15 protein-coding genes are annotated in these 18561 nt (G+C 66.7%); 8 read left to right on the forward strand and 7 right to left on the reverse strand.

Annotated elements, in window-relative coordinates; translation table 11 throughout:
* Nucleotides 1-183: 183 nt before the first annotated feature.
* Nucleotides 184-1584, reverse strand: a complete 1401-nt coding sequence (locus E3C22_RS23435) for a cation:proton antiporter (protein WP_245515164.1) — start codon at nt 1582-1584, stop codon at nt 184-186.
* 270 nt (nt 1585-1854) lie between these two features.
* Between E3C22_RS23435 and E3C22_RS23440 the strand changes: the two genes are divergently transcribed.
* Nucleotides 1855-2301, forward strand: coding sequence for a DUF4112 domain-containing protein (locus E3C22_RS23440; protein WP_134764316.1), 447 nt, complete (start codon nt 1855-1857; stop codon nt 2299-2301).
* Nucleotides 2302-2304: 3 nt separating this feature from the next.
* Here E3C22_RS23440 and E3C22_RS23445 read toward each other — a convergent pair whose 3' ends face one another.
* A complete protein-coding gene (locus E3C22_RS23445) occupies nt 2305-3525 on the reverse strand; it encodes an alanine racemase (RefSeq protein ID WP_134764317.1) in 1221 nt (406 codons plus the stop codon).
* 173 nt (nt 3526-3698) lie between these two features.
* Here E3C22_RS23445 and E3C22_RS23450 point away from each other — a divergent pair, with 173 nt between their 5' ends.
* A complete protein-coding gene (locus tag E3C22_RS23450; RefSeq protein ID WP_134764318.1) occupies nt 3699-4979 on the forward strand; it encodes an amidase in 1281 nt (426 codons plus the stop codon).
* Nucleotides 4980-5504: 525 nt separating this feature from the next.
* Here the strand turns inward: E3C22_RS23450 and metF are convergent.
* Nucleotides 5505-6416 (reverse strand): methylenetetrahydrofolate reductase [NAD(P)H], encoded by a 912-nt coding sequence (gene metF, locus E3C22_RS23455; protein ID WP_134764319.1) that lies wholly within the window; start codon nt 6414-6416, stop codon nt 5505-5507.
* Nucleotides 6417-6428: 12 nt separating this feature from the next.
* A complete protein-coding gene (locus E3C22_RS23460) occupies nt 6429-7436 on the reverse strand; it encodes an ArsR/SmtB family transcription factor (protein WP_134764320.1) in 1008 nt (335 codons plus the stop codon).
* 127 nt (nt 7437-7563) lie between these two features.
* On the opposite strand from E3C22_RS23460, the gene E3C22_RS23465 reads away from it, so the two are divergent.
* The gene (locus tag E3C22_RS23465; protein WP_134764321.1) at nt 7564-8112 is read left to right on the forward strand and encodes an SAM-dependent methyltransferase; all 549 of its coding nucleotides are present in this window, start codon (nt 7564-7566) and stop codon (nt 8110-8112) included.
* Between the two features lie 9 nt (nt 8113-8121).
* Complete coding sequence (locus E3C22_RS23470; protein ID WP_134764322.1) at nt 8122-8508, forward strand: DUF2293 domain-containing protein; 387 nt, start codon at nt 8122-8124, stop codon at nt 8506-8508.
* A 54-nt stretch (nt 8509-8562) separates the two neighbouring features.
* On the opposite strand, the gene E3C22_RS23475 is transcribed toward E3C22_RS23470, so the two are convergent.
* The 3 genes from E3C22_RS23475 to E3C22_RS23485 form a co-directional block, all read right to left on the reverse strand.
* Nucleotides 8563-10236, reverse strand: a complete 1674-nt coding sequence (locus E3C22_RS23475) for an EAL domain-containing protein (RefSeq protein ID WP_134764323.1) — start codon at nt 10234-10236, stop codon at nt 8563-8565.
* Between the two features lie 480 nt (nt 10237-10716).
* Nucleotides 10717-12336: a gamma-glutamyltransferase gene (locus E3C22_RS23480; RefSeq protein ID WP_134764324.1), complete on the reverse strand. Its 1620-nt coding sequence runs from the start codon at nt 12334-12336 to the stop codon at nt 10717-10719.
* 57 nt (nt 12337-12393) lie between these two features.
* The gene (locus tag E3C22_RS23485) at nt 12394-13161 is read right to left on the reverse strand and encodes an IclR family transcriptional regulator (RefSeq protein WP_134764325.1); all 768 of its coding nucleotides are present in this window, start codon (nt 13159-13161) and stop codon (nt 12394-12396) included.
* A 147-nt stretch (nt 13162-13308) separates the two neighbouring features.
* Here E3C22_RS23485 and E3C22_RS23490 point away from each other — a divergent pair, with 147 nt between their 5' ends.
* The 4 genes from E3C22_RS23490 (at nt 13309) to E3C22_RS23505 (ending at nt 18555) form a co-directional block, all read left to right on the forward strand.
* The gene (locus tag E3C22_RS23490) at nt 13309-14922 is read left to right on the forward strand and encodes an ABC transporter substrate-binding protein (RefSeq protein WP_134764326.1); all 1614 of its coding nucleotides are present in this window, start codon (nt 13309-13311) and stop codon (nt 14920-14922) included.
* A 101-nt stretch (nt 14923-15023) separates the two neighbouring features.
* On the forward strand, nt 15024-15965 hold the full coding sequence (locus tag E3C22_RS23495) for an ABC transporter permease (RefSeq protein ID WP_134764346.1): 942 nt from the start codon (nt 15024-15026) through the stop codon (nt 15963-15965).
* Complete coding sequence (locus E3C22_RS23500; protein WP_134764327.1) at nt 15965-16858, forward strand: ABC transporter permease; 894 nt, start codon at nt 15965-15967, stop codon at nt 16856-16858. Before E3C22_RS23495 ends, E3C22_RS23500 begins: the two co-directional genes overlap by 1 nt.
* Nucleotides 16858-18555, forward strand: a complete 1698-nt coding sequence (locus tag E3C22_RS23505) for an ABC transporter ATP-binding protein (protein WP_134764328.1) — start codon at nt 16858-16860, stop codon at nt 18553-18555. Before E3C22_RS23500 ends, E3C22_RS23505 begins: the two co-directional genes overlap by 1 nt.
* Nucleotides 18556-18561 lie beyond the last annotated feature (6 nt).

Here is an 18561-nt window from a genome sequence, read left to right on the forward strand (position 1 = left end):
ATTCGACAAATCGATCCATCTTCGCCTCCACGGGACATCTCCATGGATGCTTCCAGAATCAATCAGAGCCAAAACCGCAAGCCCGATCAGCTTCAAATCACCGCCGGCCATATGCGATTCGCCTGCCTCAAGGGGGGAGATCGATGCGTCGCCGGCATCGCCTCGCAGCCGCATGAGCGACGCTCACTCGCCCTGCGTGCGGCCGGATACGGGCGGCAAGCCGGCTTCCTCCGCACCGAATTCCGGCGTTTTCCGCGCCGCGACGACCCGTTGCGCCCGGCGGCGGCGCCAGGCGCGGCGCAGCGCCCGCCCCCTCACCTTGAGCCAGAAGCCGAGATCCTCGACGGTCTCGACCTGCCCCTCATAGATCTCGGCGAGCGCCGTGCGGAATTCCTGATAGCCGAAGCGCGCCTCGCCCTCGAGGCGACGCGTCACCACCATCCAGGCCGGCGAGATCAACAGCGTGATCGCCGTTACCGCAAGGGCGAGGCGATAGACGTCGCCGCCGATCGCCCGGGAGGCATAGGCCGCGGCCGCCAGCACGAAGGAGAATTCGCCGATCTGCGCCATCGAAAGGCCCGCCTCAACGGCGGTCTTGTGGGAAAGTCCGGCAAAGCGGATCAGCATGACGTTGAGGATGGTCTTTGCCAGCACCACGAAGATCGCCGCGATCAGCACCAGTTGCCAGTTCTCGGCGATATAGCCGAGATCGATCAGGAGGCCGATCGACAGGAAGAAGACGACGAGCAGGATCGACTGGATCGGCTCGACGACGTGGATCACCGGCGAGCGCAGCGTCGAGGCGCCGACGACGAGGCCGGCGATGAAGGCGCCATAGGCGGGCGACAGGCCGACAAGGCCGGAAATCGAGGCTGCCGCGAAGCAGAAGGCGATCGAGCCGAGGGCGAGGATCTCGACATTGCCCTCGACGGCCGCTGCAAAGGCCGGCTTCAGCTTCGGCCGGCGGCCGAGATACCAGAGCAGCCCGGCCAGCACCGCAACGGCCACCGCGATCTTCAGGATGAGGCTTGCCCAGGCGATCTCCTCGCTGCCACCGAGCGAGGTCGAGACCAGCAGCATCGGCACCACGGCGAGATCCTGGGCGATCAGCACGCCGACGGCGATCCGGCCGGGCTCGCCGCGCAATTCGCCGATCTCCTCCAGCATCTTCATGGCGACGACCGTCGAGGAAAGCGCGATGATGAAGCCGAGGATGATCGCCTCGGCATAGGTCGCGTCGGAGATCAGCTTCAGACCGAAGGTGATGACGAGGGCCGCCGCCAGCTGGCCGCCGGCGATTAGCAGCGCCGGCCGCAGCGTCGCGACGAAGGCCTTCAGCGACAGCTCCATGCCGATGAAGAACAGAAGCAGCAGCACGCCCATCTCGGCCAGCATCGTGACGTTCTCGTCGGAGGTCGAGACGAGACCGGCGCCTGAGGGGCCGAGCAGCACGCCGGCGAGGATGAAGCCGACCAGCGGCGGCTGCTTCAGCCGCATCAGCCCGAGCCCCGCCACGACGGCGACGAGGATGACGAAGGCAACGACGGTGAGGTCGCCGGCATGGCCGGCAGCGGTCTCTTCCACGGCAGCTCCAGACGGGGCGGGCATTGGCGATTCGCCATCACAGGCGACAACCTTGGTCGCGGTTTGTCGAGACCGGCGGCGGAATGATTTTTTGCGGCGTGCTGTCGAGGGCGATGCTCGCGGCAAGTCGCCGGGCCCGACGGAAAAACTTGCCCGCGGCACCGATCGTCAGACGCGCCGGATCCTTTTACCCGCGAAATTGCTTCACCATATGAAGTCTCAAGACGTTACGCCTCGTGACGGCCAGGTGAAGGAGGAGATAGTCAAGACATGAGCGCAACCTACGCCCATGCGGATGCTTTCAGGGAAGTCGATCACATTCGCCGCCTGCGGCGCGTGGCGCGGGTCGCGCGGCTGATGGATACGGCCATCCGCATCCCCGGCACCGGCATCAGTTTCGGTGGTGATTCGATCGTCGGCCTCGTTCCCGGCATCGGCGATGCCGCGACGGCGGCGGTATCGCTGTGGATCGTCAACGAAGCGCGGCGCCTCGGCATGCCGGCCCACAAGCTCGCCAAGATGCTGGCGAATGTCGGCGTGGACGTCTTCGGCGGCGCCGTCCCGCTGGTCGGCGACATTTTCGACGTGTTCTTCAAGGCCAATCGCCGCAACCTCGCGATGATCCTCGATCATTTCGGCGAGGACGGCCTCATCGACGATCGGGGCGACATCCACGAGATGAAGGACATCACGCCGAAGCGGAAGGCAGCGCGGTAGGCCTCAATCCGCCATCGTCTCGAGGCTGGCATAGCCCTCGGCCGCGTCGCCTTCGTCGAAGGGCGTCGTCACCTCGACGAAGGTGTCCGGATAAAAGCCGTTGAACCGCGTGCGCAGCGACAGCGAATAGGCGCCGATATGGCCGATCTCGATCCAGTCGCCGGTGTCGACGGTCTCCGGCAGCCAGAACGGCCGCGACAGGATGTCGACGGAATCGCAGGTGGCGCCGCAGACCTTGAAGGCGCCGATCTTCGACGGATCGCCATTGCGGTTCACCCGCGCCGGATCGGGAATGAAGCGTGCCGGCAGGGTGATCTTGCCGGTCCATGAATCCGACAGCGACGCCCAGATGCCGTCGTTGATGTAGAGCCTGCGGCCCTTGCGCAGGAGCACCCTGACGATCAGCGAGAAGGCCCTTGCGACGATCACCCGGCCGGGTTCGGCGACGAGCGGCAGATCGCCGAAGCCCCACTCGCCGATATCCGAGCGCAGCCGCGTCATGATTTCGGCAAAGCCCGGCATCTCCTTCTTCTTGCGCCGCGGGTCGTGGCCGTATTCGGCCGGAAAGCCGCCGCCGACATCGAGCCCGGCAAGCGGCACGTCGGCGCGGTTGCGCACCCAGTCGGCGGAGGCGAGCGCCCGCTCGTAGGTGTCCGGATCCTCGATCTGCGAGCCGACATGGAAGCAGAGGCCGACCTTGAATCCGATCTTGTGGCAGCGCTGCAGAAGTTCGACCGCATGGGCGGGCGCCGCACCGAACTTCTTCGACAATTCGTAGGCCGCGTGGCCCTTGGTCTGAATGCGGACGAACAGCGTCACCGTGCCCGGATCGATGTCGAGCGCCCGGACGATCCTCAAGATCTTCGCCACCTCGTCCTCGTGGTCGAGGGACAGCACGCGGATGCCATAGGTCTCGAGCGCCAGGCGGATGTCGGACTGGGCTTTTACCGGATGCATGTAGAGCATCTCGGCGTCGGGCCGGGCTTCCTTGACCGCGGCGAATTCCCCCGGCGAAGCGACGTCGAAGGTCGAGATACCCGCCTGCGCAAGGGTCTTCAGCACCATCGGCTCGCCATTGGTCTTCACCGCATAGGCCGTGCCGCCGGGAAAGGCCGAGACGAAGGCCTGCGCATCCCCGGCCAGAACGGCCGGCCGGAAGCAATAGACCGGCACGTCGGGGCGAAGGGTCAGGGCGGCGTCCTTCGCCGTCGGAAAGCTCTGCAATTCCGCGTCTCCCGCTGTTCTTGCGCGGCAGAACATGGTGCGCCGGGCGCGAAGGTCGAACCCTCGCCTCGTCAGCCGGGCTGACCGTTTCCGCTTGCCGGGGCAAAGCCGATGCGGCTACCCATGGATCGCAGCCTCGACCCCGCGCCTTCCGCAGCCAAGGACATCTTTTCATGCTCGACCGCCACCCGATCGCCGCCGCGTCGCTGAGAGACATCGTCGCCGCCGTATCCTCCGGGCGCTCGACGCCGGAGAGGGAGATCGCCGCGGCGAAGGAGCGGGTGGCGGCGGCGGACGGCGAGATCGGCGCCTTCCTGCGGCTCGCACCGGAGGCGAGCCTTGCGGCGGCGAGCGCCGCGAGCGGCCCGCTCGCCGGCGTCACCATCGGCGTCAAGGACATCTACGACACGCGGGACATGGCGACCGAACACGGCTCGCCGGTCTATCGCGGCTACCGGCCGGTGGCCGACGCCGCGCTGGTCTCGATGGCACGGCTCGCCGGGGCGGCCATCCTCGGCAAGACGACGACCACCGAATTTGCCAGCCTCGACCCGACCCCGACGCGCAACCCGCGCAATCTCTCCCATACGCCGGGCGGTTCGTCCTCCGGCTCGGCAGCCGCGGTCGCGGCCGGCATGGTGCCGCTCGCCTTCGGCTCGCAGACCGGCGGCTCGGTGATCCGTCCGGCCTCGTTCTGCGGCGTCGCCGGCTACAAGCCGAGCTTTCGGCTGTTGCCGACGGTCGGCATGAAGACGTTTTCCTATACGCTCGACACCGCCGGGCTCTTCGCCGCAACAGCCGGCGACCTTGCTGTCGCGGCGAAAGCGATCACCGGGCGGGACCTTGCGGCCCCGGTCCCCGCGGATGCGGCCGGGCTCACCGTCGGGCTCTACCGGTCCAGCGTCGACTTCGAGGTGCGCCCGGAGATGCTCGCCGCCGTCGAGGAGGCCGCACGGCTGATGGAGGGCGCCGGCGCCCGCATCGTCGAACTGGAGGAGCCCGCCGCCCTCGCCGAGGCCCGCGCCTCGCACGGCATCGTCCAGGGCTTCGAGGCGGTGATGGCGCTGTCGGACGAATATCGCAATCACCACGACGAGATCGGCCCGATGGTGGCAGCGATCCTCGACGACGCGGCAAGGCTCGAGCCGGCCGCCTATGACGCCGCCCGCCGCGCCGCCAGGGTCGGCCGCAAGGCGGCTTCGGCGCTGTTCGAGAGCGTCGATGTCATCCTCGCTCCCTCGGCGCTCGGCGCGGCACCCGTGACGCTCGCCTCGACCGGCGACGCGATGATGAACAAGCTGTGGACACTGACCGGCAACCCAGTCGTCAACGTCCCGGGTTTTGCCGGTGAAGAAGGATTGCCGCTCGGTGTCTCGGTGATTGCACGGTTCGGCCGCGACGCGCGGGCCCTCGCCATCGCCGCCCTGCTCCAAAATCTCGTAACGCCCCAATAATTTCTGGTTCTTGATGAATTGTCAGCGGTTTCGATCGGTGCTTCCTGTGCCAGATCGAGACCGCGGCCAGAAGAAATATTGTTGCGACTTCGCGGTTGCATCGCCTGTTATTCAGGCAATTCGGCACGCGGGCGGGCATTCGTGCCGCGCTGCAGCAACGATTGTGCTTGATGGCACGACGCCTTTCGCTAACCTGTCACAATCGATGCAACAGGGAGCCTGGAGCCTATGCAACTCACGCGTCCTCTCAACCTCATCATGGCCTGTGCAGCGTTTGCCTTCGTTGCAGCCCTGGTGGCCGGCTATCTGCCCTGAGACCGCGCAAATGCATTGGACCGGGTGATGGAACTCGCGGTCGTCGCGTCAGAATGCGACAGGAAGTGACATCGCCCGCAAACGGTTCTTGAAGACGGGACCGGGAGGATACGCAAAAGGCCGGGGGAGACCCGGCCTTTTGCTTGTCTGTGGTCGCGAGGCGCCGCCCGCTCTTTCGAATAGGCGCGACAGCGCTGGCGGCAGCGCCGCTCAGGCGGCTGCGGCGGGCGCGGCATCGCTCTGCGGCGCGGCGGCGCGCAGGCCGAGGATGTGGCAGATCGAATAGACGAGATCGGCCCGGTTCATCGTGTAGAAGTGGAAGTCCGAGAAGCCCCGCTTGGTCAGATCGAGGACCTGGTCGGCACAGAAGGCGGCGGCGACATGCGAGCGGGTCTGCTCGTCGGTCTCGAGCCCCTCGAAGCGCGCCGCAAGCCAGGCTGGAATGCTGGCGCCGGTGGCGCCGGCAAAGCGGGCGATCTTGGTGAAATCATGGATCGGCGCGATACCCGGGACGATGGGAATGTAGATTCCCGCCCTGCGGACGCGCTCGACATAGCGCTCGAAGACGTCGTTGTCGAAGAAGAACTGGGTGATGGCGCGGGTGGCGCCATTGTCGACCTTGCGCTTCAGAAGGTCGATGTCGGTGGCGAAATCCGGGCTCTCGGGATGCTTTTCCGGATAGGCCGAGACGGAAATCTCGAAATCGTCGATGGCCTTCAGGCCGGCGACCAGCTCGACCGCGTTGCGATAGCCGTCGGGCCGGGCGACATACTCGCCGCCGACGCCCGCCTGGCTGTCGCCGCGCAGCGCCACGAAATGCTTTACCCCGGTGTCGCGATACTGGCGGACCACCTCGTCCACCTCATCGCGGGAAGCATCGACGCAGGTCAGATGCGCCGCCGGAACGAGGCTGGTCTCCTTGAGCATCCGCTCGATGGTGTGGTGAGTGCGCTCGCGGGTGGAGCCACCGGCACCATAGGTCACCGACACGAAGGTCGGCTGCATGGGCGCGAGTCGCTCGATCGAGCGCCACAGCGTCTCCTCCATCTTCTCGGTCTTCGGCGGGAAGAATTCGAACGAGACCCCGATGCCCGAATTCGACAGGGCGTTGATCTGGCTCATGGCGGTGTTTCCTCAGCTGGTCATGGTATCGTGTGACGCCTCGGCGACGAGGACGCGCTGGTCCTCGGCGACGAGCATGGTGACGGTCAGTTCGCCGGCCTCCCCGGCCTTCGACTTCAGATGGACGAGCGAGCGGACCTCGAGCCCCGCCGCCTCGACATAGGAGGTCAGCGACGGGTCCGAGAAGCCGAGCCGCAGATGGGCGTATTCGCTTCTCAAGAATTCCAGCTCGTGCGGCGCAAAATCGATGATGACCAGCCGCCCGCCCGGGCTGAGAGCCGCCGCGGCCTCGCGCACGGCCCGGGCCGGATCGTCGAGATAATGCAGCACCTGATGGATGAGCACGAGGTCGAAGCCTCCCCGCTCGACCGGCAGATGATAGACGCTGCCGAGCCTGACGAGGGCGTTGGTCACCTTCGCCTCGTCGAGCTTGGCTCTTGCGACCGCCAGCATCTCCCGCGAAGAGTCGATCCCCACCGCCTTGACGCAGCGCGGGGCGAGCACCTCCAGCATCCGTCCGGTCCCGGTGCCGACATCGAGGAGCGTGTCGAAGCGGCGGCGGCCGAGCGCCTCGGCGAGCGCCGCCTCGACCTCGGCGTCGGAGACGTGCAGCGAGCGGATGCGGTCCCACTCCTCGGCATTGCGGGCGAAATAGTCGGCCGCCCGCGCGGCGCGCCTGGTGCGGACCTCTTCGAGGCGCTCGGCATCGCGGCTGAGCACCGGATCCTGCGGGTCGACCCAGCCGACCAGGGCGCGCATCACCGGCAGCGCCACCGGGTCGTCCGATGCCCGGAAGAACGCCCAGGAGCCCTCCTGGTAGCGGGCAATCAGCCCGGCCTCGGCGAGAAGCTTCAGATGGCGGGAAATCCGCGGCTGCGACTGGCCGAGAATCGTCGTAAGCTCGCTGACGGTCAGGTCGGCCGCCGCGAGGAGCACGAGGAGCCTCAGGCGCGTCGGTTCGGCGGCTGCGCGAAGCAGCTCGACGAAGCTCTCGAAGGGAAACTTGCTGACGTCCAACATGGCAAACTCAATCACGATATAAAGATATGTTTATGTCAGGTCGCCAGATTTTGCAAGGCAAATTCGCCGTCCCCGTCACTCAATTCGTCGGCTGGCGTTTCAGCACCGTCGGCATGGGCGACGCGGCATGGGCGAAAGGCTGCGGCTCCTGCCGCAGCGACACCGGCCAGGGAGCAATGTCCTGACCTCTCCCCTTTCGCGGCCGCCCCGCTCTGGAGAACAGAGCTTTTCCGGCCCCCTGCCCGGCCATGACGATGCCGGCCTCGTCTTCATCGGGCGGTTCCGCTCGGCCTTTTCGACGCGCGACGACTGTCCGAAGAACCGGCGCGCCGCCCTCGAGGCCGGATCGCCGGGCCGGCTCGAGGTCGACCGGCCCTGGCGCGAGGCGCTCGAAGGTCTGAACGCAGGCGACCACATCTTCTGCCTCAGCTGGCTGCATGGCGCGGCCCGCGATCTCGCCCTGCAGAAGCCGCGTCACGCCGAGACGGCCCGCGGCACCTTCTCGCTGCGCTCGCCGGTCCGGCCCAATCCGATCGGGCTGCATCTAGCCCGCATCGAATCCCTCGATGTCGAGGCGGGCATCGTGCTCCTCGACGCGATCGATGTCGTCGACGGAACACCGCTCCTCGACATCAAGCCCTATTTCGCTTCGGTCGACCGGCCGGAGGAAGGCTGAGCGGCAGGGATGGCGACGGAACGGCAGAGACGCATCGCCCGGGCGGTGACGGCGGCGATCCCGCGGGCCCCTTTTCTCGACGCCGAGGCGATCCGGGAGGCGGCGCGCTCGCGGCACATGCGCAGCCTGGCGCCGGAAGCCGCCGTCTGGCTCGCCGCCATCGCCCGCATCCGCCACGAATACACCGACTACGACGTGCTGATGGACGACGGCTACGACCGCGACGCCGCCCGCTTCTTCGTCATCGACGAGATCAACGCCGTGCTCGATCGCTGGGGCGCCCGCCGCCGGCTCGATCCCGACGTACCGGAGGCCGAGCTTGCGCATGGACCGGTGTCCGGCACCGATGACGAGGATGACGGGGACATCGAAGGGAGTGCCGGTTTCGGCGAATGAACTCGGTCGCGGCCGGTTCGCCTCCCGGTAAGAGAACAAGGGCCGACGGCGCTGTCAGGCGACGTTGGCCGCCATCGCCTGAACCATCTGGCGCGCCGGTTCGTGGCGCAGCGACACATGCCCGTGGAAACGGGCAAGATTGCCGCGGGATTTTTCGAGAAATGCGACGAAAGCCGAGATCTCCAGCGGGCGCGAGATGAAGAAGCCCTGGACATATTCGATGGCCGGCGACTTCTGCCGAAGCTGCTCGAGCCGTTCTTCGGTTTCGATCCCTTCGACGACGATGGCGCGGCCGGCTGCCTGGACCATCTCGATGGCGAGATCGAGCATCCGCGCCGCCACCGTCCCGTCGGGTGCCATGGCAAAGGCGCGATCGAGCTTGACGCCGTCGACAGAGAGATCGACGAGGTTCTTGATGTTGGAATAGCCGGTGCCGAAGTCGTCGATCAGCACGCGGATACCTGCCGCGCGGAGATGGTCGACCCGAGCCTGCATGCATCTGACGTCGATCTCCTCGCTCTCGACCAGTTCGGCCACGAGGATGAAGCGGTCCTCGCTTCCGTCGAAGACGCGGAACACCGTCGGCAGCCGCGGATCGTTGAGGTCGCTGGGAAAGATGTTGAAGGTCACGACCAGCGGAACGCCCTTCGGCACCGCTTCGGAGAGTTCGCGATAGGCGCGCTCGACCACCATGCGGGTGAATTCGAGCGTCATGGCGTTTTTCTCGACGATCGGAATGAAGGCATCGGGAAAGACGGTGCTTCCGTCGACGTCGCGCCACCTGGCGAGCACTTCGCAGGCGCCGATCTGGCCGGTCTTGAGGTCCATGATGGGCTGGTAGACGCAGCGCACGGTATCGGGACCGAGCGTGCGCAGGAAGCGCGCCTCGAACGACCAGCGGCGGGCGAGGCTCGACCGGGTCTGCGCCGATGCACCGATCGCCGCCAGCAAGGCGACGAACAGGATGCCCGGCACATAGTACCAATTGTCCGTGAAAAGCACCGTCAGCGAGGCGGTGCTGGCGACACAGACGACGCCGCCTTCGTAGCAGTCGATGGTCCTCAGCACGGGCGCCGTCGACCATAAGTCCACGTTCGGGGAAACGAGGTTCTCGCGATAGATGCCCTCGACCCCCTTGCGGTGCCAGTGACGACCCGCCCCGACCAGGACGAGCTCGCTTTCCAGCCAGTTGCGTTCGGTAAGGACGTCGTCCGACGGCGGCCAGAAGACCACGGCGAACTGGCCACGCCGGGCGATGGAGGCGGTGAAATCCCAAAAGCCGGCGATGTCGAGACTGCGATCGACCCAGACGTCGATCGGGGCCCCCTTCGGAGTAAAAGCCAGATCCGGTTTGCCGAGAGCGACGGGCCTGTCCAGCCGCCCACGGCTGACCGAACAGATGATCTTGTTGTTGCCATCAATGGCCATGAATTCGTTGAGGCCGTCGGGCAGCAGCGCCACCCGCCGCATCTCCGCCTGGAACTGCGGGCCGCAGAACCGCCCCGATGCCGCAGCGTTGAGTTGGCCGAAGGCTTTGACGATGGCAGTTTCCAGGGAAACGAACGGAGCCGTGGCCTGCTGGCTCTCGTCCTTCATCCGCGACTCTACGATGTGAAGGACCGCAAAGGCTGCACCAGCGCAGACCAGCAGGAAAGCTGCCAATCCCGCCATATACGCCGCAAAGCGCTGGCGCTCCGACGAGACGAAATTGACGATCAGCTTGGCCATGGCGGTGTCCTCATCAACGCTAAGGAGAACATGCAACCGTCAACGATCGATTAAAACAATCAAACGATCAAAGAACTAAGGCCCTCAAAGCAAAGCTATTTCCCGGCCCCGGAAGTCATTCGCTTTTTAGCGATCCGCTGTCAGATGGATTTGACAAGCACGCAGCCGATATTCGTAAGCTTTACTTGGCATCTCTAACGCGTCACCGGCGCATCGGGGCGAGCCATGCCGGACCAAACGAGAAAAGGCCCGCCCGGGGGAGGACCGGGCGAGCCTTTTAAAATCAGCAAACGTTTGGGAGGAGGTGTTTGCCTGAGGGGTGTGTCTCACAAACTGAGACCTGCAGCCAGAGCATCCGGCTCATGGCAGCCATGCAACAAGAGCAAGGACTTGCATCGCCCCCTGCCTTCAATCTTTACCGACAGCAGTGGCCCGAAATCGGCATAGACTTTCGGAACGATGATGCGCGTATCCAATGCGTCAAGGCGTCCCTGGCGCGCCCTGTCCGACGCGCGGTGCACCGACGTCCTCCTCCGCGACGGCGTCGCCCCAGGGTGACAGGATCTCCGTCGCGCCGGAATTGAGCCCGCCCATCGCCATGACACCCGCCGGACAGGCGAAGGCATAGGGGAAGACCGTTCGCGGCGCGCGGGCGACCCGGAAGCGCTCGTTCAGCTGCGAGAGCTCCTCCTCCGCGAAAGCCGCATCGGCGATCACCGTGTCGCCGCCGGACACGTCGATCCGCGGCGCGTGGAAGGCCGTGTCGAGATCGTCGCCCTCGGCCATCATCCGGTGGGCGAGCTGCGCCACGGCGGGCAGGATCTTGCGGCCGCCCGACGCACCGATGGCGAAGCGGGCTTGCGCCGCCGTTCCGACCGCCGCCTCGCCGATCACCGGGCAGACGTTCATCAGGCAACGCTTGCCGGCGGCGAGCGAATTGGGCTTTCCGGCTTCGGGATCGAACCACATGATGCCGTTGTTGAGGAGAAGGCCGGTGGAGGGCGAGACCACCCGCGAGCCGAACACCGACAGCAGCGTCTGGGTCATCGCCACCATGTTGCCATGGCGGTCGACGACCGAAAAATGCGTCGTCGAACCCGGCGCGAGCGGGCTCTCGTGGTCTCCCATGGTGGCGAGGCGATCGGCATAGGCGCCGGACAACGCCTCGGCCATGGCGGCAAGCCTTCCGGCGCGATCGGCCGGCTGGCTGCTTCTCGCCAGACGGGCGAACACGTCGACGATGGTCGGCCCGGCGGTCAGCCGGGGCGTCGCGTGAAGGCGCCCGCCAAAGGCGTCGATGGAGAGCGGCTCGCCAATCTCCGCCCGGTAGCTCGCGAGATCCTCATAGGCGAGCGATCCGCCCTTTTCGGCAACGTCCTGCGCCAGCGCCCGGGCAACGTCACCCTCGTGGAACTCGCGCGGCCCGTTGCGGGCGATCTGTTCCAGCGTGTCGGCCAATCGCGGCATCTTCAGGCGGATGTCGGTGAGCGCCGTCCAGCCGCCGATCGGCGCGAACACGCCGTCCTCGAGGAACAGCGCCGCGGCATCGGCGTCCTTTGCCAGCGATCGTGCAGCCGAGGCGATGTTGAGGGCCGCGTACCAGTCGACCTTCAGCCCCTCGCTGGCAAGGCCGGCCGCCGGCGCGACGAGATCGCGCCAGGCCATCCGGCCCCAGCGCTCGTGGGCGACGCCGATGCCATCGACGACGCCCGGCACTGCGACCGCCGTCGCACCCTCGATGTTGCGATCGTCCACCACCCGCCGCCAGGGGAAGAGATCGTCGGCGACGCCCTCGCCCGAAAGCGGGAAATCGCGCGGGTCGAGCCCGGCAGGGGCGCGCATGCCGTAGGTCACGGCATAGGGCCGGGCCTCGTCTGCCCGCCAGACCATCATCGCCCCGCCACCGGCCGGCCCGCTCATCCAGGGCTCGACCACGCCGATGGCGAAGGAGACGGCTGTCGCGGCGTCGATCGCATCGCCGCCGGCGGCAAGCACCTCGGCGCCGATTTCCGCGGCCCGGCGGTGCTGCGCCGCGACGATGCCGCCTCTGGAGACGCGCGCGGGCTTGGTGACGACGATGGAGCGGGAGAAGTTGTTCACGGGAAAGCTCTCCTTGAGGCGAGAGACGGGGTCAGGTTGCCCGACGCGGCGGCCGGGTCAGCCGATCGCATTGGCGACGTCGAGCAGCGAGGGGACGACCTCGCTCCGCAGGCGTTCGCGGGTCCAGAGCGTGCCGCTCACCGAGCAGTGGATCGCGGCGTTGACGCCGCCACCGCGGCCGACGGCGACGGCCACGGCGAGCTCGTTCATCTGCAGCTCGTCCTCGGCGATCGAGAAGCCGGTTTCGGCGGCGGACTCGACCAGCTCGGCGATCTTTCCGCGGTCCATCATCGTCGCCGGGGTGAAGCGGCGCAGCGGCCATTCCTCGACGCCGGTCGATCGCTCTGCAGGGCTGCGCCGGGCGAGCATCACCCGGCCGCTCGAGGTGTTGAGCGCCGGCACGCGCCGGCCGATGATCATCGCGGCATAGCTGGTGCGGGCGCTCGGCAGCCGTGCCGTATAGACGATGTCGGTACCATCGAGCCGGGCGAAGTTGATGGTCTCGCCGAGATGCTGGCGAAGATCAATCAGCCGCGGCATCGCCGTCTGCACCAGCTCGTCGGACCAGAGATAGGCGTTGGCGAGTTCGCTCATCCGGATCGACGGGCTGTAGCGGCGGGTCACCGGATCCTTGTCGAGATAGCCGAGCTCGTGGAACGTCGTCGTCAGCCGCTGCACCGTCGAGCGGTCGAAGCCGGTCTTTCGGGCAAGTTCCGTCAGCCCCATGCGTGGATGGTCCGGGTCGAAGGATTCCAGGAGCTTCATCGCCTTTTCCAGTGACCCGAGGAAGTGGCCGTTCCTGCGTCTCTGTCCGTCACCCATCATGCACTGCACACTCTTTGCCCGATAATGCCTGTTGACTAATTCGTAGTCGCGTTCTTACCATACCTCAATCCGCATTTTAGTAGCGCAGTGCGCTAAAGAGTGCGGATGTCCCCTGCGGCCCCGCCGCGCCTTACCGGAGACGCCTGCATGTCGATCTTTTCCCCTGCTTCCGCCTTCCGGCCCTCGCGGCTCGTCCGCTCGGCCCTCCTCGCTTCGGCGCTCGCCCTCGGCGCTCTCGCTGCCGGCCCGGCCGCAGCCCAGGAAATCCGGGCGGTGATGCATTCAGGCATCCGCGTGCTCGATCCGGTCATCACCACGGCGCACATCACCCGCAACCACGGCTACATGATCTACGACACCCTGCTCGGGATGGACGAGAACCTGAAGCCGCAACCGCAAATGGCAAGCTGGACGGTCTCCGACGACAAGCTGACCTACACCTTCACTTTGCGCGACGGGCTGAAATGGACCGACGGCAAGCCCGTCACCTCGGCCGACTGTGTCGCCTCGCTGAAGCGGTGGGGCGAGCGGGACGGCGGCGCGCAGCTGTTGTTCAAATATGTGAAGGGCCTCGAACCGAAGGACGACAAGACCTTCGTCATGACGCTGTCGCAGCCCTTCTCCTACGCCATCGAGCTGATGGCCAAGCCCTCCGGCCTGCCGACCTTCATCATGCCGGAGCGGGTCGCCAAGACGCCGTCGAGCGAATCCATCACCGACTACACCGGCTCCGGCCCCTTCAAGTTCGTCGAGAGCGAGTTCGAGCCTGGCGTCAGGGCCGTCTACGAGAAGAACGAGGACTACGTTCCCCGCAAGGAGCCGGCGAGCTGGACGGCCGGCGGCAAGGTGGTGAAGGTCGACAAGGTCACCTGGGTGGTGATGCCCGACGCCCAGACCGCGGTGAACGCCATCAATTCCGGCGAGATCGACTATCTCGAGCAGACGCCGACCGACCTTCTGCCGCTGCTCGAGGCCAATCCCGAGCTGACGGTGATGACGCTGACCGATCTCGGCTACCAGACGATGGGCCGGCTGAACTGGCTCTACCCGCCCTTCGACAAGGTCGAGATCCGTCGCGCCGCGATGGCCGCACTCGGCCAGGAGCCGATCCTCGCGGCCCTTGTCGGCAATCCCGACTACCAGTCGAAATGCGGCTCGATGTACGGCTGCAACACGCCCTACGCCACCGAGGCCGGCGACGAGTTGATCATGAAGGGCCCGCAGCCGGAAGTCGCCAAGAAGATGCTCGACGAGGCCGGTTACGACGGCACGCCGGTGGTCCTGATGCAGCCGACCGACGTCGGCTCGGTCGCGCCGCAGCCCGTCGTGGCCGCCCAGCTCCTGCGCCAGGCCGGCTTCACCGTCGACCTGCAACCGATGGACTGGCAGACCCTCGTCACCCGCCGGGCCAGCCAGTCCCCCGTCGCCCAGGGCGGTTGGAACATGTTCTTCACCAACTGGATCATTCCCGAGGTGTGGAGCCCGATCAACAATCCGATGCTCAACGGCGGCGGCAAGGAAGCGGCCTGGTTCGGCTGGCCGGACGATCCCGAACTCGACGAGATGCGGGTGAAATTCGCTGCCGCCGAGACGGAGGAAGAGCGCAAGACGATCGCTGCCGACATTCAGAAGCACGCCTACGATGTCGTGAACTACATCCCCGTCGGCGAGTACAAGATCCCGACGACGGTCTCCAAGAAACTGAGCGGCATCGTCAAGATGCCGGTGCCGGTGTTCTGGAACGTCGAAAAGTCCGAATAGGCAGGGCTTGATTCCTCCGGCGCTGCCGCCTTCCCGCGGCGGCGGCGGGCAGAATGCTCGGCGCCGCGCCAACCGACTTCATCGCCGCGAGGCAATTCTTCATGCTGGCCTATATCGCCCGCCGCATCCTGGCTTCGGTCCCCGTGCTCGTCGTCGTGGCGCTGTTCGTGTTCCTGCTCCTGCGCCTGACGCCGGGCGATCCGGCCGCCATCCTCGCCGGGGATATGGCGACGCCCGAGCAGCTCGAGCGCATCCGCGAGAGCCTCGGCCTGAACGAGCCCCTCGCCAGCCAGTTCCTCACCTGGATCGGCCAGCTTCTTTCCGGCGACTTCGGCCGCTCGCTGATCTCGCACACGCCGGTGCTGACGCTGATCGGCCAGCGGCTCGAACCGACGCTGAGCCTTGCCATCGTAACGATGCTGATCACCCTTCTCCTGTCGATCCCGATGGGTGTCGTCGCGGCCTGGCGCCATGGCAGCCTGACCGATAATGCGGTGATGGCGATGTCGGTCCTCGGCTTCTCGATCCCGGTCTTCGTGACCGGCTACATCCTCATCCAGATCTTCGCGATCGATCTGCGGCTATTTCCCGTCCAGGGCTTCAAGAGTATCGGCAGCGGCGTCGGGCCGTTCCTGTCGCGCATCGTGCTGCCCGCCTTCACCCTGGCGACGATCTACATCGCGCTGATCGCCCGGATGACCCGGGCGGCGATGCTGGAGGTTCTCGACGAAGACTATGTCCGCACCGCCCGGGCGAAAGGTCTCTCTGAGCGGGTCGTCCTGTTCCGCCACGCTTTGCGCAATGCCGCCGTGCCGATCCTCACCGTCGTCGGGACGGGGTTTGCCCTGATGATCTCCGGCGTCGTTGTCACCGAAAGCGTCTTCAACATTCCCGGCCTCGGCCGGCTCACCGTCGATGCGATCCTCGCGCGGGACTATCCGGTGATCCAGGCGCTGATCCTCCTCACCAGCGGCATCTACGTCGTCATCAACCTCCTCATCGACATCTCCTATGCCTTCATGGATCCGAGGATCCGCTACTGATGGAGAGGAGAGACGCCACCGCCGATGCGGCCGAGCCGGTGATCCGCCGCCAGTTCCTGCCGAAAGTCGCCCTGTCGGACCTGCGGCTCGCCCCGACGATCGCCGCCGTCTGTCTGGCCGTCATCGTCATCGCCGCGCTGCTCGCGCCGCTGATCGCGCCCTATGACCCGATCGCGATGAACCCGATGGAGCGCCTCGCCTCGGCCTCCCTCACCCACCCCTTCGGCACCGACGCCTACGGCCGCGATGTCTTCTCGCGCACCCTCTACGGCGCCCGCATGTCGCTGATCATCGGCGTCGGCGCCGCCCTCGTGGCGGTTCTCGTCGGCCTGCCGCTCGGGCTTCTCGCCGGTTTCTTCCGGCTGCTCGACGCGGTGCTGATGCGGGTCATGGACGGGCTGATGGCGATTCCGTCGATCCTGCTCGCCATCGCCGTCGTCTCGCTCGCCGGATCGAGCCTGTGGACCGTGCTCGTCGCGATCACCATCCCGGAGATCCCGCGGGTGGTGCGGCTGGTGCGCTCGGTGGTGCTGTCGGCCCGCGAGGAGCCCTATGTCGAGGCGGCGATCGCCGTCGGTTCGAGCCTGCCGAAGATCATGTGGCGGCACCTGATGCCCAACACCCTGGCCCCCCTCATCGTCCAGGCGACCTATGTCTGCGCCTCGGCGATCCTGACCGAGGCGATCCTCTCCTTCCTCGGCGCCGGCATCGGCACAGAGACCCCGTCCTGGGGCAACATCATGTCCGAGGGCCGGCTGTACTTCCAGCTGAAGCCGGGGCTGATCTTCTGGCCGGGCCTGTTCCTGTCCCTGTCGATCCTGGCGATCAACATCCTTGGCGATACGGCCCGCGACGTCCTCGATCCGCGGCTCGGCAAGAAGAGGGACGGCTGATGGGCGCGGCGCGGAACACCGACGCGGCCGCCGCGGCGGAAGGCGACGTCCTCGTCGTCGAGAACCTCGTCGTCGAGACCACCGGGCGAAACCCGGTGAGGATCATCGACGACGTCTCGCTCACCGTCGCGCCGGGCGAGACGGTGTGCCTCGTCGGCGAGAGCGGCTCCGGCAAGTCGGTGACCTCGCTCGCCACCATGGGCCTTTTGCCGAAGGGGGCGCTCGCCGCCCGCTCCGGGCGGATCCTCGTCGAGGGCGAGGACGTGCTTTCGGCGAGGCCGTCGCGGCTTCGCCAGATGCGCGCGACGCGCATGTCGATGATCTTCCAGGAGCCGATGACGGCGCTGAACCCGGTGCTCAGCGTCGAGGCGCAGCTCGACGAGGTGCTGTCCGCCCATGGCTCAATGAACGCCGCCGACCGCCGCAGCAGGATCCGCGAGATCCTCTCCCTCGTCCATCTGCCGGATGTCGAGCGGATGTGCGGCTCCTTCCCGCACCAGCTTTCCGGCGGCCAGCGCCAGCGGGTGATGATCGCCATGGCGCTGGTGCTGGAACCCAAGCTGCTGATCGCCGACGAACCGACCACCGCCCTCGACGTCACCACCCAGAAGCAGATCCTCAAGCTGATCGCCGAGATCCAAGAGCGGCTCGGCACCTCGGTGCTGTTCATCACCCACGACATGGGCGTCGTCGCCGACATCGCCGACCGGGTCTATGTCATGCGCCACGGCAAGCTGGTCGAATCCGGCCGCATCGACACCATCCTGACGAAGCCGGAGCGCGACTATACCCGCGACCTCCTCACCGCCGTCCCGGCGCTCAGCCCGCGCGCGGCGCGGCGGGCGACGTCGAAGGAGACCGTTCTCGAAACCTCCGAGCTCGGCATGGTCTACGGCCGCGCATCGCTGTTTCGAAAGCGCGAGGGCACGGTGGCCGCCGAGAAGGTCGATCTCCGGCTAACCCGCGGCCGCACGCTCGGCATCGTCGGCGAGAGCGGCTCCGGCAAGTCGACCGTGGCGCGCTGCGTCATGCGGCTGATCGACCCGACCTCGGGCAGCATCCGGCTGCGCGGCCAGGAGATCGCCGGGCTTTCGCGCAGCGCGCTGAGACCCTGGCGCAAGCGGATCCAGATGATCTTCCAGGATCCGAACCGCTCGCTCAATCCGCGGCTCACCGTCGGCGACAGCATCACCGAGGGGCCGATCAACTACGGGACCCCGAAGTCCGAGGCCCGCGAGCGTGCCCGCCAGCTCCTGCAGCTCGTCGGTCTGCCGGCCGACGCCATCGACCGGCATCCGCACCAGTTTTCCGGCGGCCAGCGCCAGCGGATCGCGATCGCCCGCGCTCTCGCCATGGAGCCGGACGTCCTCGTCGCCGACGAGGCGGTCTCCGCCCTCGACGTTTCGGTGCAGGCTCAGGTGCTCGATCTCCTCGACGACATCCAGAAGCGGCTCGGCGTGGCGCTGCTCTTCATTACCCACGATCTGAGGGTCGCGGCGCAGATCTGCGACGATGTCGCGGTGATGCAGCGCGGCAAGGTGGTCGAATACGGCCCGACCGCCGAAGTCCTCGGCAATCCGCAACAGGCCTATACCCGCGAGCTGATCGAAGCGGCCCCCGGGCGACACTGGGACTTTCCGAACTTTCGCCCGATGCCGGGCGCGGAAGCCCCGCTTCAGAACAGCCCCGGAGGTTGAAAGAAA

The sequence above is a fragment of the Jiella endophytica genome, assembly GCF_004519335.1.
GTDB lineage: Bacteria > Pseudomonadota > Alphaproteobacteria > Rhizobiales > Rhizobiaceae > Jiella > Jiella endophytica.

Coding starts and splice junctions, on each gene's coding strand:
- E3C22_RS23495 (WP_134764346.1), top strand. CDS start 15,024: ATGCTGGCCTATATCGCCCGCCGCATCCTGGCTTCGGTCCCCGTGCTC.
- E3C22_RS23475 (WP_134764323.1), bottom strand. CDS start 10,236: ATGGCCAAGCTGATCGTCAATTTCGTCTCGTCGGAGCGCCAGCGCTTT.
- E3C22_RS23490 (WP_134764326.1), top strand. CDS start 13,309: ATGTCGATCTTTTCCCCTGCTTCCGCCTTCCGGCCCTCGCGGCTCGTC.
- E3C22_RS23470 (WP_134764322.1), top strand. CDS start 8,122: ATGGCGACGGAACGGCAGAGACGCATCGCCCGGGCGGTGACGGCGGCG.
- E3C22_RS23440 (WP_134764316.1), top strand. CDS start 1,855: ATGAGCGCAACCTACGCCCATGCGGATGCTTTCAGGGAAGTCGATCAC.
- metF (WP_134764319.1), bottom strand. CDS start 6,416: ATGAGCCAGATCAACGCCCTGTCGAATTCGGGCATCGGGGTCTCGTTC.
- E3C22_RS23505 (WP_134764328.1), top strand. CDS start 16,858: ATGGGCGCGGCGCGGAACACCGACGCGGCCGCCGCGGCGGAAGGCGAC.
- E3C22_RS23500 (WP_134764327.1), top strand. CDS start 15,965: ATGGAGAGGAGAGACGCCACCGCCGATGCGGCCGAGCCGGTGATCCGC.
- E3C22_RS23450 (WP_134764318.1), top strand. CDS start 3,699: ATGCTCGACCGCCACCCGATCGCCGCCGCGTCGCTGAGAGACATCGTC.
- E3C22_RS23460 (WP_134764320.1), bottom strand. CDS start 7,436: ATGTTGGACGTCAGCAAGTTTCCCTTCGAGAGCTTCGTCGAGCTGCTT.
- E3C22_RS23485 (WP_134764325.1), bottom strand. CDS start 13,161: ATGATGGGTGACGGACAGAGACGCAGGAACGGCCACTTCCTCGGGTCA.
- E3C22_RS23465 (WP_134764321.1), top strand. CDS start 7,564: ATGGGCGAAAGGCTGCGGCTCCTGCCGCAGCGACACCGGCCAGGGAGC.